Raw genomic sequence first — 23,765 nt, forward strand, 5'->3', positions numbered from 1 at the left:
AACCCATGTCAAAAAGACCTACTCCGATATATAGTCATGATGACCAACAGGAGTCCAAATGACTGCAAAGCCCCTGCTCACCGCGCTCCTCCCCCTCGTCAGCGACCTGTCTCGCGACCTGCCCGACCAGGAGCGCTATCGTCGCCTGCTGCAGGCCATGCGCGGTTTGCTGCCTTGCGATGCGGCCGCCTTGCTGCGGCTTGACGGCGAATGGCTGGTGCCGCTGGCGGTCGATGGCCTGTCGCCGGACACCCTGGGACGGCGTTTCCGTGTCAGCGAACACCCCCGCTTCAAGATTCTGCTCAGCCGCAGCGAGCCCACCCGCTTCGCCAGCGACAGCGACCTGCCCGACCCTTATGACGGCCTGGTCAACGCCCACGATGCAGACCTGGAAGTGCACGACTGCATGGGCTGTCCGCTGATGGTCGATGAACGACCCTGGGGCCTAGTCACACTTGACGCCCTCACTCCCGGCCAGTTCCAGAGCCTCGAGCTCGAAGCACTGCAGGCTTTCGCCAGCCTCGCCGCCGCGACCGTCACCGTGGCCGAGCGTATCGAGGGCCTGGCCCTGCGTGCCGAGGACGAGCACCTGCGCGCCGAGGTCTATCGCCAGGCCAGCGGGCAGGACAAGGAATTGATCGGCCAGAGCAAGGCCCACAAGCGGCTGCTCGAGGAAATCCGCCTGGTCGGGGGCAGCGACCTGACCGTGTTGATCACCGGTGAAACCGGCGTGGGCAAGGAGCTTGTGGCCCAGGCCCTGCACCGCGCAAGCAATCGCGCCGACAAGCCCTTGGTCAGCCTCAACTGCGCCGCCTTGCCCGACACCCTGGTGGAAAGCGAACTGTTCGGCCACGTGCGCGGCGCGTTCACCGGCGCCCACGGCGAGCGACGCGGCAAGTTCGAGCTGGCCAACGGCGGCACCCTGTTCCTCGACGAAGTGGGCGAGTTGCCGCTGGCCGTGCAGGCCAAGCTGCTGCGGGTACTGCAAAGCGGGCAACTGCAACGCCTGGGCTCTGACCGCGAACACCGGGTCGATGTGCGCCTGATCGCGGCGACCAACCGCGATCTTGCCGAAGAGGTACGCAATGGCAACTACCGCGCCGACTTCTACCATCGCCTGAGCGTCTATCCACTGCTGGTGCCGCCACTGCGCGAGCGCGGGCGTGACGTGCTGATGATCGCGGGCTATTTCCTCGAGCAGAACCGTTCGCGCCTGGGGCTCAACAGCCTGCGCCTGAGCGCCGGTGCCCAGTCGGCATTGCTGGCCTATGACTGGCCGGGCAACGTGCGCGAGCTGGAGCATCTGATCGGGCGATCGGCGCTCAAGGCCCTCGGCTCACACCCGCAGCGTCCACGCATCCTCACGCTGGAAGCGCCCGACCTCGACCTGCGCCCAACCGTTGCCATACCCGCTGCCAGTGTCCCCGTATCGCCCACGGATCTACCACAAGGCGGGCTGCGCGAGGCGCTGGACGACTACCAGCGACAACTGATCGAAGCTTGCCTGACGCGCCATCAGGACAACTGGGCTGCTGCCGCCCGCGAACTGGGGCTGGACCGGGCGAACCTGAGCCGACTGGCCAAGCGCCTGGGGTTGCGCTGACGGTAGCCCCACAGGACCCGCGCCAACCATCAGGATGAGGGCCTAAAGCCTGGCTACTCCAGGCCGATAACCCGACATCTCTCCTTTCCAGACATACCTGAAGGTTACACATGGCCACGCAAAATGCCCGCGCGGACTCGCTGTCCCTGCTGCTGTTCACCCTGCGCAGCGGCAAGCTGATGGCTATCAACCTGCTCAAGGTCAGCGAGATCATCCCCTGCCCGCCCCTGACCAAGCTTCCCGAGTCGCATCCCCACGTCAAAGGCGTAGCGACCCTTCGCGGCAACTCGCTGTCGGTGATCGACCTGTCGCGGGCAATCGGCGAAATGCCGTTGGCCGACCCGGATGGCGGCTGCCTGATCGTCACCGACATCAGCCGCACCCGCCAGGGCCTGCACGTGCAGGCGGTCAGCCGCATCGTCCATTGCCTGAGCACCGACATCAAGCCACCGCCCTACGGCTCGGGCAACCGCTCCTTCATCACTGGCGTGACCCGGGTCGACAATACGCTGGTACAGGTGCTCGACATCGAGAAAGTCATCCACGGCATCGCCCCGCCGGAACCTGAAACGCATCCCGGCGAACTCAGCGCAGAAGACGCCAGCCTGCTGGCTGCCGCCAACATCCTGGTGGTGGACGACAGCCAGGTGGCGCTGCAGCAATCGGTGCACACCCTTCGCCACCTCGGCGTCGAATGCCATACCGCGCGCAGCGCCAAGGATGCGATCAACGTCCTGCTGGAGCTGCAGGGCACCGCCCAGGAAATCAACATCGTGGTGTCGGACATCGAAATGTCCGAGATGGACGGCTACGCCTTCACCCGCACCGTGCGCGAGACCCCGGACTTCAAGCACCTCTACGTGCTGCTGCACACCTCGCTGGACAGCGCCATGAGCGCCGAAAAAGCCAAGGTCGCAGGCGCCAACGCGATTCTCACCAAGTTTTCCTCGCCCGAGCTGACCGACTGCCTGGTCGTCGCGGCGCGAGCGGTCGGGTTCGCCGAGCGCTGATACATCTGGCGACACAATGCCTTCACTTGATGGTGGGGAGGACTCGGGCATAATCACTCCCCTTCCGAGGTTTTCTTGCCGGTACCGCTTATGACCCTTCTTCGCATTGCCCTGATTGCCCTCGCCATGACCAGTGGTCTTGCCCAGGCCTCCAGCCCCGACGCCTGGAACGAGTACCGCCAGCAGATGGTCAAGCGCTGCCTGGCCGCCAGCCAGTTCAAGGACGCCCACGCCCTGGGCAAGCCCGCCGAATTCGACGACCGCACCGCCTACAGCGCCCTGCTGATCGAAGGCGTGTACAAGCCAAAATCCATGAAGAACCAGACAGGCACCGAACTGTGCCTGTACGACCGCGCCCAGCAGCAAGCCTACGTCACCGAATGGAAGCCAGGCGCCAAGTGAGCGACGGCATTCGTTTCGCCTGCACCGGCTGCGGCAAGTGCTGCACCGGCCACCACGTACCCCTCACGCTCGCCGAGTCCCGCCAGTGGGCTGCCAGTGGCGGCCAGGTCGTGGTGCTGATCGAAGGCTTCATCACCGATGGCCCGGGCATGCCGGTCGAGCAACGCGATCATGTGCTGCGCCGTTCGCTCGCCGTGCCTTGCGGGAGCGCCGAGGTGCGGGTCTCGGTGACCTTCGCGGCCTTCAATCCAGGGCGCTGTCGCAACCTGGATGCCAACAACCTGTGCGGCATCTATGAAACACGCCCGCTGGTCTGTCGTATCTATCCGGCCGAGGTCAACCCGCACCTGCCTCTGCGCGTCGAAGCCAAGGATTGCCCACCCGAAGCCTGGCAACAAGGCCCGCAACTGATCGTCGGCAACAGGGCCGTCGATCCGCAACTGGTCGCACTGATCGAAGCCTCGCGCCAGGCCGACCGCGACGACATCGCCGCCAAGGTTGCCGTCTGCCAGGCGCTGGGCATGACCACCAGCGCGCTCAAGGGCAACGGTTTTACCGCCTGGCTGCCAGACATGCCGGCGTTTCTCGCGGCGCTGGATCAGGTGAGCGCTCAAGCGCACGTGCCATGGACTGTGCATGTGCAAGATGCCGAACTGGCCGACGGGCTGCGGGAGCATGGGCTGCTGACGACCGGCGAAGCGCCGGTGTACTACGCCTTTATCGGGTTCTGAGCTGGAATCTAGGGTCCCTCACCTCCAACGTTGGCGTTCGACTCCAGGGCAAATCCCGGACGAGCATTGGTCCAGCTCAATTCCTTGGCAACTGGCCATCAATGATTGGAAACTGTCAGCGCTGTCAGCCAGACGTCACGTTGCCGACCCGATCGGCGGGCTATAAGCAGAAAAGAATCTGACAAAAGTCTGGAACCGAAAGACGCCAGCACGGTTTCCAGCCCTCCCCCACTGACCGGTATCAGCCTCGATGCGACGTCCCTCCCGCCCCCTCGTCCTCGCCGCCCTGGCCATCCTCCTGCTTATCGCCTTGGCCGGTTGGCTGCGCCTGCGCCAGGATACGCCTGCCCCACGCGCGCAAAACGCCGTGCCGGTGAGGGTGATCAGCGTCACCCAGCAGGACGTGCCGCGCTTTGCCAGCGCGATCGGCTCGGTGCTTTCGCTGCACAGCGTCGATGTACGGCCGCAGGTCGAGGGCACCCTCACCCAAGTGCTGGTCAAGGAGGGCCAGTGGGTCAAGGAAGGCGACCTGGTCGCCACCCTCGACGACCGTGCGATTCGCGCCAGCCTCGATCAGGCCCGCGCCCAACTCGGCCAGAGCCAGGCACAGTTGCAGGTGGCCGGTGTCGACCTCAAGCGCTACCGCCTGTTGAGCAGCGACGACGGTGTCTCGAAGCAGACCCTCGACCAGCAACAGGCGCTGGTGAATCAACTCCAGGCCACGGTCAAGGGCAACCAGGCGGCCATCGCCAATGCCGAAGTGCAGCTGTCGTACACGCAGATCCGCTCACCGGTAACCGGTCGCGTCGGCATTCGCAATGTCGACCCCGGTAACCTGGTGCGCAGCAGCGACACCCAGGGTCTGTTCAGCGTCACCCAGATCGACCCGATCGCCGTCGAGTTCGCCCTGCCCCAGCAGATGCTGCCGACTCTGCAGACCCTGCTCAAAGCGCCCTCGCCGGCGCTGGTCGAGGCTTACATGGACGCCGGCGGCGAACGCAGCCTGCTCGGCCAGGGCCACCTGGCGCTGATCGATAACCAGATCTCGGCCAACACCGGCACCGTGCGCATCAAGGCCGAGTTCGACAACAAGGATGGCCTGCTGTGGCCCGGCCAACTGGTGACCATCCGCCTGCGCACCGCTGTCGATGAGCAGGCGCTGGTGGTGCCGCCACCGGTGGTGCAGCGCGGCGTCGATGGTCATTACGTCTACCGTCTAGATGGCGACAAGGTCGCCAGCGTGCCGGTCAAGGTGCTCTACCAGGACAGCGACCTGAACATCATCGCTGGGGTCAAGGCCGGTGATCGCCTGGTGCTCGACGGCCAGTCGCGCCTCAAGCCCGGGGCACGGGTCGAGGTCGCCCCCGACGTGCCTGCCAACCCCGAAGTGGCTGACCATCGGAGCCAGCCATGATCACCCGCAAAGGCGTTTCGGCCTGGTGCATCGACCACCCCATCGCCACCCTGCTGCTGACCTTCGCCCTGGTGCTGCTGGGGGCCATCGCCTTTCCGCGCCTGCCGGTGGCGCCGTTACCCGAAGCAGATTTCCCAACCATCCAGGTCACCGCACAGCTTCCTGGCGCCAGCCCGGAAACCATGGCGTCGTCGGTGGCGACGCCGCTGGAGGTACAGTTCAGCGCCATCCCCGGCATGACCCAGATGACCAGCAGCAGCGCCCTGGGCTCGACCACGCTGATCCTGCAGTTCACCCTCGACAAGAACATCGACACCGCCGCCCAGGAAGTCCAGGCCGCGATCAACACTGCCACTGCGCGCCTGCCGCAGGATCTGCCAAGCCCACCGACCTGGCGCAAGGTCAACCCGGCCGACAGCCCCGTGCTGGTGCTGACCGTCAGCTCCGAGCAGATGCCTGGCAACGAGCTCAGCGACTACACCGAAACCCTGCTGGCGCGCCAGCTCAGCCAGATCGACGGGGTCGGCCTGATCAACATCACCGGGCAAATGCGCCCCGCAATCCGCGTGCAGGCGCAGCCCGAGAAGCTCGCGGCCATCGGCCTGACCTTGGCCGATATCCGCCAGGCCATCCAGCAGACCAGCCTGAATCTGGCCAAGGGTGCGCTGTACGGCGAACACAGTGTCTCGACCATCGCCGCCAACGATCAGTTGTTCCACCCCGAAGACTACGCCCAGCTCATCGTCAGCTACCGCAACGGCGCCCCGGTGCGCCTGCAGGACGTAGCCAAGGTGATCGAAGGCGCCGAGAACGCCTATGTCAAATCCTGGTCCGGGGACAAACCTGGGCTGAATCTGGTGATCTTCCGCCAGCCCGGCGCCAACATCGTCGACACCGTCGATCGCGTGCTCGACGCCCTGCCCCGCTTGCAGGAAATGCTGCCGGCCTCGGTCGAGGTGTCGGTACTCAACGACCGCACCCAGACCATCCGCGCCTCGCTGCATGAAGTGGAACTGACGCTGATGATCGCGGTGGTACTGGTGATCGGGGTGATGGCGCTGTTCCTGCGCCAGTGGTCGGCAACCCTGGTCGTCTCCAGCGTGCTGGGGGTATCACTGATCGCCAGTTGTGCACTGATGTACGTGGCAGGCTTCAGCCTCAACAACCTCACGCTGGTGGCCATCGTCATCGCCGTGGGCTTCGTGGTCGACGACGCCATCGTGGTGGTGGAAAACATCCACCGTCACCTGGAAGCCGGCGATGACAGCCGCACGGCGGCGATCAAGGGCGCCGGGGAGATCGGCTTCACGGTGATCTCGATCAGCTTCTCGCTGATCGCCGCGTTCATTCCGCTGCTGTTCATGGGCGGCGTGGTCGGGCGATTGTTCAAGGAATTCGCCCTGACGGCCACTTCGACCATCCTGATTTCGGTGGTGGTATCACTGACCTTGGCCCCGACCCTCTGTGCCTTGTTCATGCGCAAACCGCCGCAGGAACACCACGACGGCTTTGGCCAGCGCCTGGTGCGCTGGTACGAAAAGGGCCTGGACCGCGCCCTCGCCCACCAACGCCTGACGCTGGGTGTGTTCGGCCTGACCCTGGCGTTGGCAGTGATCGGCTATGTCGCCATCCCCAAGGGTTTCTTCCCGCTGCAGGACACCGGCTTCATCCTCGGCACCAGCGAGGCCGCAGCCGACGTGTCGTATCCGGCGATGATCGAGAAGCACAAGGCCCTGGCAAAGATCATCGAAGCCGACCCTGCGGTGCGCGCCTTCTCCCATTCCGTCGGGGTCACCGGCAGCAACCAGACCATCGCCAACGGCCGTTTCTGGATCAGTCTCAAGCCCCGCGGCGAGCGCGATGTATCAGCCAGCGAACTGATCGACCGGCTGCGCCCGAAACTCGCCCAGGTGCCCGGCATCGTCCTGTACCTGCGCGCCGGCCAGGACATCAACCTCAGCTCCGGCCCGTCGCGCACCCAGTACCAGTACGTGCTCAAGAGCAACGATGGCGTGGCCCTGAACCTGTGGACCCAGCGCCTGACCGAACGCCTGCGGGAAAACCCGGCATTGCGCGACCTGTCCAACGACCTGCAACTGGGCGCCAGCGTCACCCACATCGACATCGACCGCCAGGCCGCCGCACGCTTCGGCCTGACCACCACCGACGTCGACCAGGCGCTGTACGACGCCTTCGGCCAGCGCCAGATCAGCGAGTTCCAGACCGAGACCAACCAGTACAAGGTGATCCTCGAACTCGACGCCCGCCAGCGCGGCAAGGCCGAGAGCCTTAACTACTTCTACCTGCGCTCGCCGTTGTCGGGCGAGATGGTGCCGCTGTCGGCCCTGGCCCATGTCGCACCGCCCAGCACCGGCCCGCTGTCGATCGCCCACGACGGCCTGTTCCCGGCCGCCAACCTGTCGTTCAACCTCGCCCCCGGCGTGGCCCTGGGTGATGCGGTGCGCATCCTCGAACAGACCCAGCGCGAGCTGGGCATGCCCGACGCCATCGTCGGCAGTTTCCAGGGCGCGGCACAGGCGTTCCAGAGTTCGCTGTCGAGCCAACCGTGGCTGATCCTCGCCGCACTGGTGGCGGTGTACATCATCCTCGGTGTGCTCTACGAGAGCTTCGTGCACCCGCTGACGATCATCTCCACCCTGCCCTCGGCGGGGCTTGGTGCCCTGATCCTGCTCTGGGCCATGGGCCAAGACTTCACCATCATGGGCCTGATCGGCATCGTGCTGCTGATCGGTATCGTCAAGAAGAATGGCATCCTGCTCATCGACTTTGCCCTCGACGCCCAGCGCACCCAGGGCATGACGCCCGAGCAGGCGATCCACCAGGCCTGCCTGACGCGCTTCCGGCCGATCATCATGACCACCCTCGCCGCCCTGCTCGGCGCCGTGCCGCTGATGTTCGGCTTCGGAACCGGTGCCGAGCTGCGCCAGCCGCTGGGCATCGCGGTGGTCGGCGGCCTGCTGGTCAGCCAGGCGCTGACGCTGTTCACCACCCCCGTCATATACTTGGCCCTGGAACGTGTGTTCCACCGCCGCACGGTCGCCAACGCGGCCGCGACTGCCAGTTGAGACAAACCCATGCGTGTGCTGATCGTCGAAGACGAAGAAAAAACCGCCGACTACCTGCATCGTGGCCTGACCGAGCAGGGCTTCACCGTCGACCTGGCCCGTGATGGTATCGACGGCCTGCACCTGGCGCTCGAAGGCGACTACGCGGTGATCGTGCTCGACGTCATGCTCCCGGGTCTGGATGGCTACGGCGTGCTGCGCGCCCTGCGTGCGCGCAAGCAGACGCCGGTGATCATGCTCACCGCCCGCGAGCGGGTCGAGGACCGCATTCATGGCCTGCGCGAAGGTGCCGACGATTACCTGGGCAAGCCGTTCTCCTTTCTCGAACTGGTCGCCCGCCTGCAGGCCCTGACCCGTCGCAGCACCAGCCACGAGCCGCTGCAGATCCAGGTCGCCGACCTGTGGATCGACCTGATGGCGCGCAAGGCCAGCCGCGCGGGCCAGCGTCTGGAACTGACCGCCAAGGAGTTCTCGCTGCTCAGCGTACTGGCCCGGCGTCAGGGCGAGATCCTGTCCAAGACCGCCATCGCCGAGCTGGTCTGGGACATCAATTTCGACAGCGACGCCAATGTTGTCGAGGTCGCGATCAAGCGCCTGCGCGCCAAGCTCGACGGGCCGTTCGACAACAAGCTGCTGCACACCATCCGAGGCATGGGCTATGTCCTGGAAAACCGTGCGGGCTAACTCCCTGGCCCTGCGCCTGTCGCTGCTGTTCACGCTGGTGGCGCTGGCGGTGTTCGTGCTGATCGGCAGTGCGTTGTACCGCCAGGTCGATCGCAGCCTCGACCTGCTGCCGGCGGCCGAGCTGGATGCGCGTTTCAGCGTGCTGGAGTCCACCCTCAACCGCTTCGGCACCCTGGAGCACTGGGTGAAGATCCACAACAAACTCAACCTGCTGGCCGAAGAAGACCGGCGCATCCGCTTCTGGGTGGTCAGCGATGATCCGCGCTTCGAGTACGGCCATCCCAACGAACAGTTGCGCCGCTTCGCCCAGGGCCCGGAAGGCATGCGCGACCTGCGCCTGACCGACAACCCCTACCCGTTCAAGATCCTGGTCAGCCAACTGCCGGCACTGGGTGAAAGGCCGGCGGTACGTTTCATGATCGGTATCGACACCCAAACCTTCTGGCAGGCCCAGCACAGCCTGCTGGTGGCCATTGTCGGCCTGGCCGTGCTCGGTGTGCTGCTGGCCTCGCTGCTGGCCTACTGGGTCGCACGCATCGGCCTGCGCCCGCTGCTGGCGCTGTCGGCAGAAGCCCAGGCGCTGGCCCCACCGCGCCTGGACGGACGCCTGCGCACCCAGGACTTGCCGCCGGAGCTGGCGCAGTTTGCCGAGGCCTTCAACGCCGCGCTCGACCGGGTCAGCCAGGCCTATTCGCGGCTCGAAGCCTTCAACGCCGACGTTGCCCACGAACTGCGCTCGCCGCTGACCAACCTGATCGGCCAGACCCAAGTGGCCCTGACCCGCGGGCGCAGCGCCGAGCACTACTTCGAGGTGCTGCAATCAAACCTGGAAGAGCTGGAGCGCCTGCGCAGCATCATCAACGACATGCTGTTTCTCGCCAGCGCCGATCAGGGCAGCAAGGCCACCGCCCTGACCCAGGCGTCACTGGCCGAGGAAGTGGCGACCACCCTCGACTACCTGGACTACATCCTCGAAGACGCACGCGTCAGCGTCGAGGTCAGCGGCGATGCCCAGGCCCCGATCGAAAAGGCGCAACTGCGCCGCGCGCTCATCAACCTGCTGAACAACGCGGTACAACACACTGCGCCCGGGCAGGTGATCCAGGTGCGAATCGACGTTGAGCAAGAGCGGGTCAGCATCGCCGTAAGCAACCCCGGCCCGGCTATCGATGAAGCGCACCTGCCGCTACTGTTCGAACGCTTCTATCGGGTCGACGCCGCGCGCAGCAACAGCGGCGGTGGTAACCACGGGTTGGGGTTGGCGATCGTCAAGGCCATTGCGCTGATGCATGGCGGCAGTGTTTTTGTACGCAGCGAAGGGGGCGCCAATACTTTCGGCATCAACCTGCCGAGCGCTCAACTACGCGGTTTTAGGGTAAAAGTCTGAAGACCCACGCAGGCATTCTTACTTTTTGCGCAAGAGTGATTATCCTCTGCGGTGCTGTTTCAAGTGCCTCTTCAGGACTAACTTAGCCCTGTCTTCACTCACACTTGCCACGCAAGAAGGTTGTTTCAAATGTCCAACAGTATGGGTATTGCCAGCGTCTTCGTCCTGTCGTCCCTGTTGTTGTCGCCCCTGGCCATGGCTGAGGAATCGCCGGCCTTCGTCGCCCGTAACGCAGAGATCGCCGCCACCCTGCAACAGTCGCAGGACGCCTATGCGGCGCAGCACCAAGGTGCAGCAAAAGACGCGCAACAGACAGCTTCCAAAGTCACGACCGATGACAATGCCGACAGCTGATCGGCAGCCGGAACACGCCCTGTTTTCCTCCGGCTACGCCATGGGCAGTGCCTGTGTCGATATGTTAGCCTTTTAAAGCCGCTGCGCATCAGCGGCTTTTTTTATGCGCTTTAATTATCAGCCGGTTTGTAACGTCCCTCATAAGAAACTGCAATTCCGACAATTAGAAACTGCCTCACTGTTAGACCAAAGGAGCATTTACTCGTGTCCCTCGCTTTCCGTTTCACGCCTCTGTTCGTTGCATTGGCCGCAACGATTCCCCATGCCGCCCAGGCGGACGACGAAAAAGCTGATGGTTTCATCGAGGGTTCGTCGCTGAACCTGCACTTTCGCAACGCCTACTTCAACCGCAACCAACTCAACCAGGGTGTGCGCGACAATCGCGAGTGGGGCCAGGGCGCCGTCGCCCGCTTCGAGTCGGGCTATACGCCCGGTGTGATCGGTTTCGGTGTCGATGCCCACGCGATGCTGGGCCTGAAGCTCGATGGCGGTGGCGGCCACGCTGGCACCAGCATCCTGCCGACTCACCAGAAGAACGAAGACGAACTGGGCGCCGCGCCGCATTCGTTCTCCACCGCAGGCGCCGCGGTCAAGCTCAAGGGCTTCGACACTGAACTGAAGGCCGGTGACCTGTTCCTCACCAATCCAGTGATCGCCGGTGGCGAGACGCGCATGCTGCCGCAGACCTTCCGTGGTGTGGCACTGACCAACACCAGCGTCGAAGGGTTGCTGCTCGAAGGCGGCCAGGTGAGCTTCACCAAGCCCTACAACCAGAGCGGCCACCGCCGCATCGACACCTACTACAGCCAGCAGACCGACGACCAGCGCAGCAAGCACCTGTCGTGGGCTGGCGCCGCGTGGAACGGCACCGAGAACATCACCGCCAACCTCTATGCCGCCGAACTGAAAGACATCTGGAACCAGTACTACGCCGACTTCGACTACACCTACGCGGTCAATGATCTGGTCAGCCTCAACCCGGGCGTGCACTTCTATCACACCCAGGACACTGGCCAGTCGAAACTGGGCAAGATCGACAACAACACCTACAGCCTGCACTTCACCGTGGCGGCCGGTCATCACAGCGTCACTGCCGCCTACCAGCGGGTCAACGGCAATACGCCGTTCGACTACATCAACCTGGGCGACAGCATCTACCTCGACAACTCGCGCATGTACTCGGACTTCAACGGCCCTAACGAGCGCTCCTGGAAGCTGCAGTACGACTATGACTTCGCCGGGCTCGGCATCCCGGGGCTGACCTCGTCGCTGTCGTATTCGCGCGGCAAGCTGGACCTCACCAAGGCCGATCCGAACAGCGTCGGCTATGGCCACTGGTACAGCGAGGACGGCAAGGATGCGCGCCACTGGGAACGCGACCTGGACGTGAAGTACGTGTTCCAGGAAGGCCAGTTCAAGGACCTGTCGGTGCTGCTGCGCTATGCCAGCCATCGTGGCAGCCAGGGGTACTCGGCTGTGGATAACGACAACGACGAGTTGCGTGTGATCGTCGACTATCCGCTGAACGTGTTCTGATCGGCCCTCCCTCAGCGGATGGCACCGGCGTTGCCGGTGATCGCGGGACGAGCCCGCTCCTACAGTCCTGTAGGGGGGCTCGTCCCGCAAAGCCCCTGATGCATTTCCGACGGACTAATCTTGTCCGACAATTGCCACTTCCCTAGAATATCGCCGCCGCTTTATAGCCCAACCCTCACGGAAAGAGGGGCCTATGCAGTAGCGAGCCCGATGTTGCACACCCGATCCCCGCGCCCCATCCTCCCCAGGCCTCACCCCGAGCTGATCCTCAACCTGGGCAGTTGCCTCGCCGTGCTCGCGATTGTAGGTATCGTCAGCTATTTGCTCGGCCGCGAACGGGACAGTGTCGAACAGTCCTCCATCCGCGCCTCGAGCAACATCGTCCAGCTCATCGAAAGTGACATCCTGCGCAACGCCGAGCTCTATGACCAGTCGCTCAAGGGACTGATCTGGGCAGTCGGGCGCAGCGAGCTGCCGAAGGTGCCTGGCCCGTTGCGCCAACGCCTGCTGTTCAACCAGGCCTTCGTCGACCGCAGCCGCGGCGATGTGCTGTGGCTCGACGCCCAAGGCGATGTGGTGGGCGACTCCAGCAGCATCATTCCACGCCAGGCGAACTTCGCCGGCACGGGGGTGTTCAGGGCCCACCAGACCAACGCCAACCTCGGTCTGCTGGTCGGCCCACCGTTCAAGGCGCGGCTTGGCGATCTGGACTGGTGCATCAGTTTCAGCCGGCGCATCCCCGGCCCCAACGGTGAGTTCGCAGGCCTGGCCACCGGCGCCCTGCGCCTGTCATATTTCAACGAACTGTTCCAGCGCCTGGACATCGGCGAGCACAGCAGCATCAACCTGCTCAACACCAGCGGCCAGTTGCTCGCTCGCGAGCCGACCCGGCCACAAGACCCAGCGATCGGCAGCGACTTCAGCCAGCAACCCAATTTCCAGCGCATTCTCCAGGAGCACAGTGGCAGCTTCAGCGCGCACTCGAACCTGTTCGACGAGCGGCGCATGTATACGTTTGCGCGCGTGGGCGAACTGCCGCTGATCGTGCTGGTGGCGCACTCTTCTTCCGAAGTTTTCCAGGCCTGGCGGCGCACGGCGCTGATCGTCGGCCTGGCCACGGGAGTACTGTGCCTGGGCATACTCTGGTTGACCGTGCTGCTGGGGCGCGAACTGCGTCGGCGCCACGATGCCGAGCAAGGCCTGGCCACGCTGGCAGCCACCGACAGCCTTACGGGCCTGGCAAACCGACGTCGCCTCGATCAGGTCCTGCGCCAGGAATGGGCACGCGCGCAACGCAACCGCTCGGCGCTGGCGGTACTGATGGTGGATGTGGATCACTTCAAGGCGTTCAACCAGCGCCACGGTCATGCCGGCGGTGATCATGCCCTGCGTGAAGTGGCGCGCACCATCAATCGCTGCATTCGCAGGCCGGCCGACCTGGCAGCGCGTTATGGTGGCGAGGAGTTTCAGGTGGTGCTGCCGGAAACCGAACTGGCCGGCGCGCTGCTGCTGGCCGAACGCATTCGCCTGAGTGTCGAGGCGATGCCGCGATTCGGTGCCGATGAGCGACCGATCACGGTCAGCATTGGCATCGGCCTTTACCAACCCGGCACCCAGCACGACCTTACAGCAGTGCTGGGTGCCGCGGATGAAGCCCTTTACCGGGCCAAGGCGGGGGGCCGTAACCGGGTAGAAGGGCCTGTCACGCCTGTTGCTTAGGAGCGGGCGCGAGCAGCGTCACGCAGGACTTTCACCTGGTCGTGATTGCGCTGTACGCCTTGCAGCTGCTTCTCCACCAGCGCATAGGTTTGATCACTGGCGCCGCGGCCGAGTTTGACCAGCTTCTCGCGAGCCTCTTTGTAGGCCTTCAGCGCATGGTCCTCGCCCCGCTCCACTTCGTTGAGCACCGCTTCTTCATCCTTGCCGGTCACCATCGACTTGAGGTTGACCCAGCCACGGTGCAGATCGCCGCTGAAGCTGGTGGAGGTTTCCGGGTCGCCACCGAGACGGCGTACTTCGCTCTGCAACTCGCCTGCGGCACTGGCGCATTCGCCGGCACGCTGGACGAAGAAGGCCTTCAGCTCAGGATTCTTGACGTCATCGGCCGACTCCTTGAAACCCTTCTCGCCATCCTTGCTGTACTCGATCAGGTTGTTCAGCACGTCGATCACGTCTTTGTTGGGGTTGCTCATGGGGTAACTCCTTGGCAGGTGATAGTCCCTATGACAGGAGCAGTCTTCATGCCAAGCCTGGAAAATATGAAAAATCCATAAAAATCATATAGTTATTTTTTAAGCGCAACGGCAGGGAAGCGGTGTTCTGCATGATTGCCGCTTGCGCGCTCGTGCAGATTGCAGGGTGGATGCGCGCAGCGATTGCTGTATGGTCGGCGTTTTCAGCGCACCAGGTTCACCGAATGAAACCCGAATCCCTGCAACTGCTGGTCACACGGACCATGCCCTTCGGCAAATACCAAGGCCGGATCATCGCCGATCTGCCGGGCGACTACCTGGCCTGGTTCGCGCGCAAGGGCTTTCCGCCCGGAGAGCTGGGCGGGTTGCTGGCATTGATGCATGAGATCGATCACAACGGTCTGGGGGAGTTGCTGGTGCCCTTGCGGCACAAACGTTGAGATCGGTGGTGGAGGCCTCGCGGGCACGCCTGCGAAGCCTCCACCATTGCCCCCAGGGCGATCACTTGGCCGGGGCCACCACCATCTCCACCCGCTCAGCCTTCTTGATCAGCGCGTACACCACCGCCGTCACCAGGCTTCCGGCAAGGATCGCCAGCAGGTACAGCAGCGCATGGTTGATCGCGTTGGGGATCAGCAGCACGAACAGGCCACCGTGCGGCGCCATCAGCTTGCAGCCGAAATACATCGACAGCGCCCCGGTCAGCGCACCGCCGGCGATGCTCGCCGGAATCACCCGCAACGGGTCCTTCGCAGCAAAGGGAATCGCGCCTTCGGAGATGAAGCAAAGCCCCAGTACCAATGCCGCCTTGCCAGCCTCGCGCTCGCTCTGGGCGAACTTGCGCCGGGCCAGGAAGGTCGCGATTCCCAGGCCGATCGGCGGCACCATGCCAGCGGCCATGGTCGCCGCCATCGGCGCGTAGCTCGACGAGGCCAGCAAGCCCACCGAGAAGGCATAGGCCGCCTTGTTGATCGGCCCGCCAAGGTCGATGCACATCATCCCACCCAACAGCAATCCGAGCAGGATCGCGTTGGTGGTACCCATGCTGTCGAGAAAGCGCGTGAGCCCCTCGAGCATGGCCGCCACCGGATGACCGACCACGTAGATCATCACCAGCCCGGTGAACAGGCTGGCCAGCAGCGGAATGATCAGGATCGGCTTGAGCGCTTCGAGGCTGGCGGGCAGACGCGCCCAGCGGCTGATGGCCTTGGCGCTGTAGCCGGCAAGAAAGCCCGCGACGATACCGCCAATGAACCCCGCACCCAGGGTGCTGGCCAGCAGGCCACCGATCATGCCTGGGGCCAGGCCCGGACGGTCGGCGATGGACCAGGCGATATACCCCGCCAGCATCGGCACCATCAGTTTGAATGCCGCCTCGCCACCGATCTGCATCAAGGCCGCAGGCAAGGTGCCTGGCTCCTTGAACGCCTCGATGCCGAAGACGAACGACAGGGCGATCAGCAGCCCGCCCGCCACCACCATCGGCAGCATGAACGACACACCGGTCAACAGGTGCTTGTAGACCCCGGCCTTTTCACTTTTCGCGGGTGTATCGGCCGTGCCTCCGGCGCTTTCCTGCTTGCCGTCGGCCAGCGCTTTGTCGAGGGTCGCCCGCGCCTGCTTGAGGGCGATGCCGGTGCCGCATCGATAGATGCGCTTGCCCGCAAAGCGTGCCGTCGGCACCTCGATGTCGGCAGCCAGCAGCACCACGTCCGCCTGGGCAATGGCATCGGCCGACAATGGGTTGCGGGCGCCCACCGAGCCCTGGGTTTCGACATTGAAACCGTAGCCCAGCTCCCGGGCGGCCTGCTGCAGGGCTTCGGCCGCCATGAAGGTATGGGCCACACCGGTCGGGCAGGCGGTGACCGCCACGATACGCGGCGCAGCGCTGCGACCGGGCACCTCGGCGACGCTCGCCTCGAGCACCTTGGCGTTGGCCGCGGCTTCATCGAGGAAACCTTCGCGATCAGCCAGCGCCTGGGCGGGGGTGCTTTGGTACACAGGCTTGCCGACGAAACGGCTCAGGTCCACCGAACCGGTACTGACCACCAGCACCCAGTCGGCCTCGGCGATCTGCGCAGGGCTCAGGCGCCGCTCGGGGTGTTCGGCATCCCAGACCTCGACACTGGTACTCCAGCCCCGACGTTGGGCCGCGGCGGCCAGCAAGCGTGCACTCAATACACTCGACACCTGGCCATTCGGGCAGGCGGTGACGATCGCAATGTTCATCGGCGAGCCTCTTGTTGTTGTTCTGTCAGTTGCACGGCAGCTTCAAGGCGCGACAGCTGTTCGCGGTCGTCGATGCCGAAGCCCACCTGAGTCACCGCCTGGGCGGCGATGGCAGTGGCGCGGCGCAAGGTCTGCCCGGTACTCTCGGCCTGCAGCAGGCCATGAACCATGCCCGCCACCAGCGAGTCGCCCGCGCCCACGGTACTGGCGATGCTCACCTTGGGCGGCTGGGCATGCAGGGCCAGGTCAGCGGCGAACCAGTTGACCCCGTGCTCGCCCTGGGACACCACCACGTGGGTGACGCCGCCGTCGAGCAGGCGCCGGGCGGCATCACGCTGCTCGGCAAAAGCCTGCACGGTGATGCCGAACAGCTCGCCGAGCTCATCGGTATTGGGCTTGACCAACCAGGGCGTACTTTGCAGACCGGCGCGTAAAGCCTCGCCGCTGGTGTCCAACGCCACCTTCAGGCCCTGGGCGACCAACTGGCCCAGCAACTGGCAGAACCACTGCGCGCTGACGCCACGTGGCAAGCTGCCCGCCACCACCACCACCTCATGCCCAGCCGCCCGTTGCGCCAGGTACTCGAGCAACTCGGCCTGGGCCGCGTCGTCGACCTGAGGGCCCAGGCCATTGACATCGGTGACCCGGCCATCGGCCTCGACCAGCTTGATGTTGGTGCGGGTTTCGCCTGGCACGCGAACGAACCCGTCGTCGAAGCCGCGACGAGCAATCAGCGCTTCGAAAGGTTGCAGGTTATCGCGCCCCAGAAAACCGCTGACCGTCACCTGATGCCCAAGGTCAGCCAGCACCTGGGCAACGTTCAGGCCCTTGCCGGCGGCGTGGCTGCACTGTTCATGAGTGCGATTGACCTCGCCTGCGCGCAGCTGCTCGAGGGTGACCGTGAGGTCGATCGCAGGGTTGAGGGTCAGGGTGAGAATCTTGGCCATTTCAGTCACGCTCCACCAGCGCCCGTACCGCCTCGGCGCTGTCCTGTTGCAGGGCCTCGCGCGCCAGGGCGCGGGCCGTCGAGTAATCGGCCTGGCGCACCAGGGCCTTGACTTCGGCGACACTGCGCGCCGCGACGCTCAGTTCGTCCACCGCCAGCCCCAGCAGCACTGGCACAGCCTGCGGATCGGCCGCCAGCTCACCGCACACGCCCACCCACTTGCCTTCGGCATGGGCGGCGCGCACGGTCATGTCGATCAGTTGCAGCACTGCCGGGTGCAGACCATCGGCCTGGGCCGACAGGCTCGGATGGCCACGGTCGATGGCCAGGGCGTACTGGGTCAGGTCGTTGGTACCGATGCTGAAGAAGTCCACCTCCCGGGCCAGTTGCGGGGCCAGCAGCGCAGCCGACGGCACCTCGACCATGATCCCCACCTGCAGGTCATTGACCGGGATCTCCTCACGCAGCCGCTCGACCATGGCCTTGGCCGCGCGCCACTCGTGCATCTGGCCGACCATCGGGAACATGATCCGCAGTGGCCGGTCGTCGGCCGCCCGCAGCAAGGCGCGCAACTGCTCCTCCATGACCTGCGGACGCTGCAGGGTCAGGCGCACGCCACGTACGCCGAGGAAAGGGTTGTCTTCGTCGGCGATCGGCCAGTAGGGCAAGGGTTTGTCACCGCCCACATCGAGGGTGCGCACCACCAGCGGGCGCCCCTGCAGGCCATCGAGCACGCGGCGATACTCCGCTTCTTGGGTGGCGACATCCGGCAGTTGCGGATGGGCCATGAAGATCAGTTCGGTGCGCAACAGGCCGACACCTTCGGCGCCAAGCTCCACCACCTTGTCGATGCCACTGCTGTCACCGATGTTGGCGAAGACTTCGACGGCATGGCCATCGCGGGTCACGGCCGGCTCATGGCGATTCGCCCAGGCGGCCTGCAGACGCTGCTCACGCTGATCGCGTTCGGCCAACGCACGCTGCAGCTCATCGGCAGCTGGCGCAACGCTGACCTTGCCGCGCTGGCCGTCAAGCAACAGCGGCGTGCCCGCCTCCACCCGCAGGATCGCCGCCCCGACACCGACGACCGCCGGAATGCCCAGGGCACGGGCGACGATGGCACTGTGTGCGGTGGCCCCTCCTTGCGCGGTCACGATGCCAGCAACCCGCGCCGGGTCGAGACGCGCCACATCGGACGGCCCGACTTCAGCCATCACCAGCACATAGGGCTGTTGCGGCTCGGCCTGCTCGGCGACGCCACACAGCTGCGCCAGCACCCTTCGGCCAATGTCGCGCAGGTCGGCGGCACGTTCGGCGAGCAACGCATCGCGCAGCGCCTCCTGCTGGCTGGCGGCCGCCTCGATCACCGCCATCCACGCCGCTGCGGCACTTTCGCCCTGGGCCAGGCGCAGATCCACCTCATCGCCCAGTGCCGGGTCGGCGAGCATCTCCTGGTGTGTGATGAAGATCTCACCGATGGCCTTGTCGCTGCGCTGCACCAGTGTCTGCAGCTCGGCATCGACCGCCGCCAGGGCAGCGCGCAGCCTGGCACGCTCCTGGGCGCAGGATTCGCCGCGCAGCGGATAATCGAACTGGCGCTCAATCCTTACATGGGCCGGCCCGCTGGCGATGCCTGGCGCTGCACCGACGCCCTGGACCTGGCTACCGGGCAGCGGCGCTTGCACGGTTTCGCGCACCACCTCGGCGACCGGCTGGGCAAGCGCTGGCAACGGTTCGACGTCCTCGCCCAGGCCCTGTTCGATGGCTTCCAGCAACACCGGCAGGGCATCACTGGCGATGGCCGGCTCGGCGATAAGCTCCAGTTCCTGCCCACGCCGGGCCCCTAGTGACAGCAGGCGGCTCAGGCTTTTCACCGACACGCCGGGATGGCCGCTGTCGGTCAGGCGGATGCGGATTTCACCCTCGAAGCCCTTGGCCAGTTGCGCCAGCACCTTCGCCGGGCGGGCATGCAGGCCATGGGGGTTGGCCAGTATCACGCGCACGCTGGGCCAGTCGGGCGGCGCCTCGCCGCCCAGCACCTGCAACACATCGCGACTGCTGGTGGCCTGGTAGAGGGTCTGCCCACGCCCTTCGATCAGCACCTGACAAAGACGCTCGAGCAAGGCCTGATGCGCAGCACCAAGACTGGCCAGGCAGAACAGACCGTTCAAGGGCTGATCGCGATGCCGCAGGGGCTGCTGCGGGGTCACGAACGCCAGGCCCGGCTGCAGCACCTCGCGCTCGCTGTGCAACCACCACAGCCCCTCTCCCAGCGGAAGTGGCTCGGCCTGCTGCAACAGCGCTGCGAAACCACTGTCCACACAGCCGCCACGCTGCAGCAGGCGCGCACCGCGCCAGGCCAGTTCAGCGAAGTCTTCGGCGGGCAGGTTCAGACCGATCAGTTGTGCATCCAGCGCCAGCTCGCGCGGCGCCCCCTGCAACAGCTTGAGCAGTGCGTCGGCGGAGCTGGCGCGGCGCAGCGCCTCGGCCAGGTCGGTTTCACCCAGGGCGCGCGTCAGCAGTTGCAACAGGCGCAGGTGTTCGTCAGAGCGTGCGGCGATGCCGATCGCCAGGTAGACGATATGCCCGTCGCCCCAGTCCACCCCTTCGGGAAACTGCAACAGGCGAACACCGGTGGCAAACACCAGGTCGCGGGTCTGCGGGGTACCGTGGGGGATGGCGATGCCTTGGCCGAGAAAGGTCGAGCCCTGCGCCTCGCGCGCCTCAAGGCCCTGTAGGTAACCCTCGGCGACCAGACCGTCGCTGACCAGCCGATCGGCCAGCAAGCGCAATGCCGCCGCTTTATCGCTGGCAACCTGGCCCATGGCTATCTGCTCTCTCGCGAGCTCGAGCATGACCTTCTCCTTTTGCAGTACCCGTCGTTCGGGACTGAGGTTATTGTTGTGGGATTCAACGCGTTTTTTCACCCGCGGGCTCAGGGGCAGTTCCCGTTCAATCGGATGCTGAAACGTTTAATCTGACCAGGCGGCCACGTTACTCGATAATCTGCGTAGGAAAAAGCCCCAGTTTGTCGGAACAATTGCGACAATGGTCGCCTGCACTTGGACACAATTCTGAGTAAGACTACCCGATCAGGCGCCCCTGGCCGCCCCGGTAATAACAAGGAAAATGCGGTGAAACTCAGCGATATCGCACGTCTGGCCGGTGTTTCCGTGACCACTGCCAGCTACGTCATCAATGGCAAGGCCGAACAGCAGCGCATCAGCAGCGCCACCGTCGAGCGGGTGCGCGCGGTGGTCGAGGCCCACGACTTCACGCCCAACCCCCAGGCGGCCGGCCTGCGCAGCCGGCACACACGCACCCTCGGCTTCATCCTCCCGGACCTGGAAAACCCCAGCTACGCACGCATCGCCAAGCAGCTCGAACAAGGCGCGCGAGCCCGTGGCTACCAGTTGCTGATCGCCAGCAGCGATGACCAGCCCGAAAGCGAACGCCAGCTGCAGCAGTTGTTCCGCGCTCGCCGCTGCGATGCGTTGTTCGTCGCCAGTTGCCTGCCGCCGGAAGATGACAGCTATCGCGAAATGCAGAGCAAGGGCCTGCCAGTGATTGCCATTGACCGTCGCCTCGACCCCGCGCACTTCTGCTCGGTGATCAGCGACGACCGCGAGGCCAGCCGCCAACTCACCGAAAGCCTGCTGGGCAGCAAGCCTCGCAGCATCGCCCTGATCGGTGCGCGTCCGGAGCTGTCGGTCAGCCAGGCACGCGCCGGAGGATTCGACGAGGCCCTGCAGCGTTTTGATGGCGAAGTTCGCCGTTACGAAGGCGACGCCTTCAGCCGCGCCTGTGGCCAGCGCCTGATGGAAACGCTGATCGACGAGCTCGGCGACCTGCCCGATGCCCTGGTGACGACCTCCTATGTGTTGCTGCAAGGCGTCTTCGATGCCCTGCAAGCCCGTGCCAGCGAGCCACGCGAGCTGCAACTGGGCACCTTCGGCGACAACCAGTTGCTCGATTTCCTGCCGCTGCCAGTCAACGCCATGGCCCAACAGCACGGCCAGATCGCCGCCACCGCGCTGGAACTGGCCCTGGCCGCCATTGAGCAGAAGACCTACGCCCCCGGCGTACACGCCGTGGCGCGAACCTTCAAGCAGCGCATCTCGGCCTGAACATGCGCCTGATCGACACCCACACCCATCTGGATTTCCCCGACTTCGACGCCGACCGCGAGCGCCTCCTGGGCAACGCCGCGGCGCTGGGGGTCGAGCGCATGGTGGTACTGGGGGTGGATCAGGGCAACTGGCAGCGAGTCTGGGACCTGGCCTGCAGCGACACACGCCTGCCGGCCGCCCTCGGCCTGCACCCGGTGTACCTCGAGCAGCATCAGCCCGAACACCTGGCGCAACTGCGCGGGTGGCTCGAACGCCTGCGGGGCGACCCGCGCCTGTGCGCGGTCGGCGAGTTCGGCCTGGACTATTACCTGCCCGAGCTCGACAAGGCACGCCAGCAGGCCTTGTTCGAAGCGCAATTGCAGATGGCCTGCGACTTCGAATTGCCTGCGCTGCTGCACGTACGCCGCAGCCATGCCCAGGTGATCGCCACGCTCAAGCGCTACAAGCCCGTACGCGCAGGCATCATCCACGCCTTCGCCGGCAGCTACGAAGAAGCACGCGAATACATCAAGCTCGGATTCAAATTGGGCCTGGGTGGCGCCGCCACCTGGCCGCAAGCCTTGCGCCTGCGCAAGACCTTGCCGCGCTTGCCACTGGAGAGCGTGGTACTGGAAACCGACGCGCCAGACATGCCGCCGGTGATGCACCCCAATGCGCGCAACAGCCCCGAACATCTGCCCGATATCGCCCGAGCGCTGGCCGAGGTCATGGGCGTGGAGTACGTTTCGCTGGCCGCGGCCAGTACGCGCAACGCTTGTGAGCTGTTCGGCTGGTAGCTTGGCAGGCGGTCACTCTTCGAACAGGGTGCAGGCCATCACCAGGGCGTCTTCACGTCCGCCAGCGGCCGGGTAGTAATCCCGACGCCGACCGATTTCGTTGAATCCGTAGCGTTCGTACAAACGATAGGCCGACTGGTTGCTGGCACGTACTTCCAGGAAACATTCGCGCCCATTGAGCTGCCAGGCTCGCGCCATCAGGTGTTCGAGCAGCCGCAAACCCAGGCCGCGCCCCTGGTTTTCTGGCTTGACCGTGATGTTGAGCAGGTGCGCTTCGTCGATGATCACGTTGATCACGCCATGCCCGACCTGTTGCTGGCCGTCGAACATCAGCCACACTTCGTAGGACTTGAGCGCATCCTGGAAGATCCCGCGGGTCCAGGGGTGGCTGAAGGCGGCATATTCGATCTTCAGCACGCTATCCAGATCCGCCTCGGTCATCGGGCGGAAACTGATCGAGTCACTCATTCAACGCTCTTCCAGCGCGCCATCAGCTGGCGCATCGCTTTCCAGACGTCCGCCTTGCGTTGCGGCTCGTCCATCAACAGTTCAAGACCCGGCAACGCCCAGACGTCGCCCAGGCCATCGATCTTCAGTGCTTGGTAGTAGGCCTGGGCATCGGCGTCGCCGGCAAAACGCACCGCTGGCAGGCCGATCAGCCACAAGCAGGTGCAGGGGACCTCTTCGAGGCGGGCCTGGATGAAACCCTGGACGAAATCACGCGCAGCCTCCGGCCCCTGCTCCATGTTGCCGCGCACGAACAGCGGCCAGCGCACCGGCTCGCCGATGATCTGCGGCGCGTCCGGCAGGCCGGCGGCGCGCAGCATGTCCTTGAGCAACAGGTAAGAAGGGTCGCGGCTCTGGAACGGCTGGCCGGTGGCGAGTTCCACCAGCAACAGGCACGTGCCGGCACGCAGCAGCTGCAGGGCGAAACGCGGCGGCGGCACAGGCGCCGGACGTGCGGCCTTGGGGGCTTCCTCTTCGCGCTCGACCGGCTTGGCAACGGGCTTGGGCGTGCTGCCGGGGCGTGGGATCTCGATTTTCGGGCGTTCGCCGGAGCGGGCATGGGTCGGCGCGGCTTCGCCTTGCGCAGGCGCCTGGCGCACCGGCTGCGCCTCGACATCCAGATCCTCGACCGGCGCCAGCGGCAACAGCAGCTCGGGGCGCGAAGGCGCGGCGAACGGCAGTTCGGCACGCGGCAGCCAGTGCACCACTTGCATGGCGGAAAGGTAGGCGCGGCGGCGGGGTTCGGTCAGCAAGGCTCGGGTATCCGGGGGCTTGGTTC

General features: G+C 65.1%; 20 protein-coding genes. 14 read left to right on the forward strand and 6 right to left on the reverse strand.

Annotation, left to right across the window (positions count from 1 at the left end):
* Positions 1-58: 58 nt before the first annotated feature.
* From norR to AB688_RS23870, 11 genes are all read left to right on the forward strand, one after another.
* Complete coding sequence (norR, locus tag AB688_RS23820) at positions 59-1,603, forward strand: nitric oxide reductase transcriptional regulator NorR (RefSeq protein ID WP_063546102.1); 1,545 nt, start codon at positions 59-61, stop codon at positions 1,601-1,603.
* Between the two features lie 110 nt (positions 1,604-1,713).
* The gene (locus tag AB688_RS23825) at positions 1,714-2,613 is read left to right on the forward strand and encodes a chemotaxis protein (protein ID WP_054892508.1); all 900 of its coding nucleotides are present in this window, start codon (positions 1,714-1,716) and stop codon (positions 2,611-2,613) included.
* Positions 2,614-2,703: 90 nt separating this feature from the next.
* A complete protein-coding gene (locus tag AB688_RS23830; protein ID WP_054892507.1) occupies positions 2,704-3,015 on the forward strand; it encodes a hypothetical protein in 312 nt (103 codons plus the stop codon).
* Positions 3,012-3,746 carry a YkgJ family cysteine cluster protein gene (locus tag AB688_RS23835; protein ID WP_063546103.1) on the forward strand — a complete coding sequence of 245 codons (735 nt, stop codon included), beginning with the start codon at positions 3,012-3,014 and terminating at the stop codon, positions 3,744-3,746. The genes AB688_RS23830 and AB688_RS23835 overlap by 4 nt, the downstream gene beginning before the upstream one ends.
* Positions 3,747-3,996: 250 nt before the next feature.
* Complete coding sequence (locus AB688_RS23840; protein WP_063546104.1) at positions 3,997-5,160, forward strand: efflux RND transporter periplasmic adaptor subunit; 1,164 nt, start codon at positions 3,997-3,999, stop codon at positions 5,158-5,160.
* Positions 5,157-8,246 (forward strand): multidrug efflux RND transporter permease subunit, encoded by a 3,090-nt coding sequence (locus tag AB688_RS23845; protein WP_063546105.1) that lies wholly within the window; start codon positions 5,157-5,159, stop codon positions 8,244-8,246. The genes AB688_RS23840 and AB688_RS23845 overlap by 4 nt, the downstream gene beginning before the upstream one ends.
* Positions 8,247-8,255: 9 nt before the next feature.
* Positions 8,256-8,930: a heavy metal response regulator transcription factor gene (locus AB688_RS23850; RefSeq protein WP_063546106.1), complete on the forward strand. Its 675-nt coding sequence runs from the start codon at positions 8,256-8,258 to the stop codon at positions 8,928-8,930.
* Positions 8,905-10,317 (forward strand): heavy metal sensor histidine kinase, encoded by a 1,413-nt coding sequence (locus tag AB688_RS23855; protein WP_063546107.1) that lies wholly within the window; start codon positions 8,905-8,907, stop codon positions 10,315-10,317. The genes AB688_RS23850 and AB688_RS23855 overlap by 26 nt, the downstream gene beginning before the upstream one ends.
* Before the next feature lie 129 nt (positions 10,318-10,446).
* On the forward strand, positions 10,447-10,671 hold the full coding sequence (locus tag AB688_RS23860) for a hypothetical protein (RefSeq protein WP_063546108.1): 225 nt from the start codon (positions 10,447-10,449) through the stop codon (positions 10,669-10,671).
* A 204-nt stretch (positions 10,672-10,875) separates the two neighbouring features.
* Positions 10,876-12,207 (forward strand): OprD family porin, encoded by a 1,332-nt coding sequence (locus tag AB688_RS23865; protein ID WP_063546109.1) that lies wholly within the window; start codon positions 10,876-10,878, stop codon positions 12,205-12,207.
* A 213-nt stretch (positions 12,208-12,420) separates the two neighbouring features.
* Positions 12,421-13,926 (forward strand): sensor domain-containing diguanylate cyclase, encoded by a 1,506-nt coding sequence (locus tag AB688_RS23870; RefSeq protein WP_063546876.1) that lies wholly within the window; start codon positions 12,421-12,423, stop codon positions 13,924-13,926.
* On the opposite strand, the gene AB688_RS23875 is transcribed toward AB688_RS23870, so the two are convergent.
* Positions 13,923-14,399, reverse strand: a complete 477-nt coding sequence (locus AB688_RS23875) for a ferritin-like domain-containing protein (RefSeq protein WP_063546110.1) — start codon at positions 14,397-14,399, stop codon at positions 13,923-13,925. The genes AB688_RS23870 and AB688_RS23875 overlap by 4 nt on opposite strands.
* A gap of 224 nt (positions 14,400-14,623) precedes the next feature.
* Between AB688_RS23875 and AB688_RS23880 the strand changes: the two genes are divergently transcribed.
* A complete protein-coding gene (locus tag AB688_RS23880) occupies positions 14,624-14,839 on the forward strand; it encodes a DUF3820 family protein (protein WP_054892498.1) in 216 nt (71 codons plus the stop codon).
* Positions 14,840-14,900: 61 nt separating this feature from the next.
* Here the strand turns inward: AB688_RS23880 and AB688_RS23885 are convergent, their stop codons facing one another.
* From AB688_RS23885 to ptsP, 3 genes are read right to left on the reverse strand one after another with little or no spacing between them, the layout of a single operon-like run.
* Entirely contained in the window at positions 14,901-16,628 is a 1,728-nt protein-coding gene (locus AB688_RS23885; protein WP_063546111.1) for a PTS fructose transporter subunit EIIBC, read from the reverse strand.
* Positions 16,625-17,575 carry a 1-phosphofructokinase gene (gene pfkB, locus AB688_RS23890; RefSeq protein ID WP_063546112.1) on the reverse strand — a complete coding sequence of 317 codons (951 nt, stop codon included), beginning with the start codon at positions 17,573-17,575 and terminating at the stop codon, positions 16,625-16,627. Before pfkB ends, AB688_RS23885 begins: the two co-directional genes overlap by 4 nt.
* A gap of 1 nt (position 17,576) precedes the next feature.
* Positions 17,577-20,429: a phosphoenolpyruvate--protein phosphotransferase gene (ptsP, locus tag AB688_RS23895; RefSeq protein ID WP_063546113.1), complete on the reverse strand. Its 2,853-nt coding sequence runs from the start codon at positions 20,427-20,429 to the stop codon at positions 17,577-17,579.
* 279 nt (positions 20,430-20,708) lie between these two features.
* Here ptsP and cra point away from each other — a divergent pair, with 279 nt between their 5' ends.
* Positions 20,709-21,701 (forward strand): catabolite repressor/activator, encoded by a 993-nt coding sequence (gene cra / locus AB688_RS23900; RefSeq protein ID WP_063546114.1) that lies wholly within the window; start codon positions 20,709-20,711, stop codon positions 21,699-21,701.
* 2 nt (positions 21,702-21,703) lie between these two features.
* Positions 21,704-22,480 (forward strand): TatD family hydrolase, encoded by a 777-nt coding sequence (locus AB688_RS23905; RefSeq protein ID WP_063546115.1) that lies wholly within the window; start codon positions 21,704-21,706, stop codon positions 22,478-22,480.
* 12 nt (positions 22,481-22,492) lie between these two features.
* Here the strand turns inward: AB688_RS23905 and rimI are convergent, their stop codons facing one another.
* Positions 22,493-22,948, reverse strand: coding sequence for a ribosomal protein S18-alanine N-acetyltransferase (rimI, locus tag AB688_RS23910; RefSeq protein ID WP_054892492.1), 456 nt, complete (start codon positions 22,946-22,948; stop codon positions 22,493-22,495).
* Positions 22,945-23,739 carry a hypothetical protein gene (locus AB688_RS23915; RefSeq protein ID WP_063546116.1) on the reverse strand — a complete coding sequence of 265 codons (795 nt, stop codon included), beginning with the start codon at positions 23,737-23,739 and terminating at the stop codon, positions 22,945-22,947. Before AB688_RS23915 ends, rimI begins: the two co-directional genes overlap by 4 nt.
* Positions 23,740-23,765 lie beyond the last annotated feature (26 nt).

This window comes from Pseudomonas putida, from assembly GCF_001636055.1.
Lineage (GTDB): Bacteria > Pseudomonadota > Gammaproteobacteria > Pseudomonadales > Pseudomonadaceae > Aquipseudomonas > Aquipseudomonas machongensis.

Excerpts from the sequence above, each read along its gene's own strand:
- ptsP (WP_063546113.1), bottom strand. The coding sequence starts at position 20,429 with ATGCTCGAGCTCGCGAGAGAGCAGATAGCCATGGGCCAGGTTGCCAGC.
- AB688_RS23850 (WP_063546106.1), top strand. The coding sequence starts at position 8,256 with ATGCGTGTGCTGATCGTCGAAGACGAAGAAAAAACCGCCGACTACCTG.
- AB688_RS23845 (WP_063546105.1), top strand. The coding sequence starts at position 5,157 with ATGATCACCCGCAAAGGCGTTTCGGCCTGGTGCATCGACCACCCCATC.
- pfkB (WP_063546112.1), bottom strand. The coding sequence starts at position 17,575 with ATGGCCAAGATTCTCACCCTGACCCTCAACCCTGCGATCGACCTCACG.
- AB688_RS23905 (WP_063546115.1), top strand. The coding sequence starts at position 21,704 with ATGCGCCTGATCGACACCCACACCCATCTGGATTTCCCCGACTTCGAC.
- norR (WP_063546102.1), top strand. The coding sequence starts at position 59 with ATGACTGCAAAGCCCCTGCTCACCGCGCTCCTCCCCCTCGTCAGCGAC.
- AB688_RS23840 (WP_063546104.1), top strand. The coding sequence starts at position 3,997 with ATGCGACGTCCCTCCCGCCCCCTCGTCCTCGCCGCCCTGGCCATCCTC.
- AB688_RS23825 (WP_054892508.1), top strand. The coding sequence starts at position 1,714 with ATGGCCACGCAAAATGCCCGCGCGGACTCGCTGTCCCTGCTGCTGTTC.
- AB688_RS23875 (WP_063546110.1), bottom strand. The coding sequence starts at position 14,399 with ATGAGCAACCCCAACAAAGACGTGATCGACGTGCTGAACAACCTGATC.
- AB688_RS23855 (WP_063546107.1), top strand. The coding sequence starts at position 8,905 with ATGTCCTGGAAAACCGTGCGGGCTAACTCCCTGGCCCTGCGCCTGTCG.
- AB688_RS23830 (WP_054892507.1), top strand. The coding sequence starts at position 2,704 with ATGACCCTTCTTCGCATTGCCCTGATTGCCCTCGCCATGACCAGTGGT.
- AB688_RS23880 (WP_054892498.1), top strand. The coding sequence starts at position 14,624 with ATGAAACCCGAATCCCTGCAACTGCTGGTCACACGGACCATGCCCTTC.
- AB688_RS23860 (WP_063546108.1), top strand. The coding sequence starts at position 10,447 with ATGTCCAACAGTATGGGTATTGCCAGCGTCTTCGTCCTGTCGTCCCTG.
- rimI (WP_054892492.1), bottom strand. The coding sequence starts at position 22,948 with ATGAGTGACTCGATCAGTTTCCGCCCGATGACCGAGGCGGATCTGGAT.
- AB688_RS23885 (WP_063546111.1), bottom strand. The coding sequence starts at position 16,628 with ATGAACATTGCGATCGTCACCGCCTGCCCGAATGGCCAGGTGTCGAGT.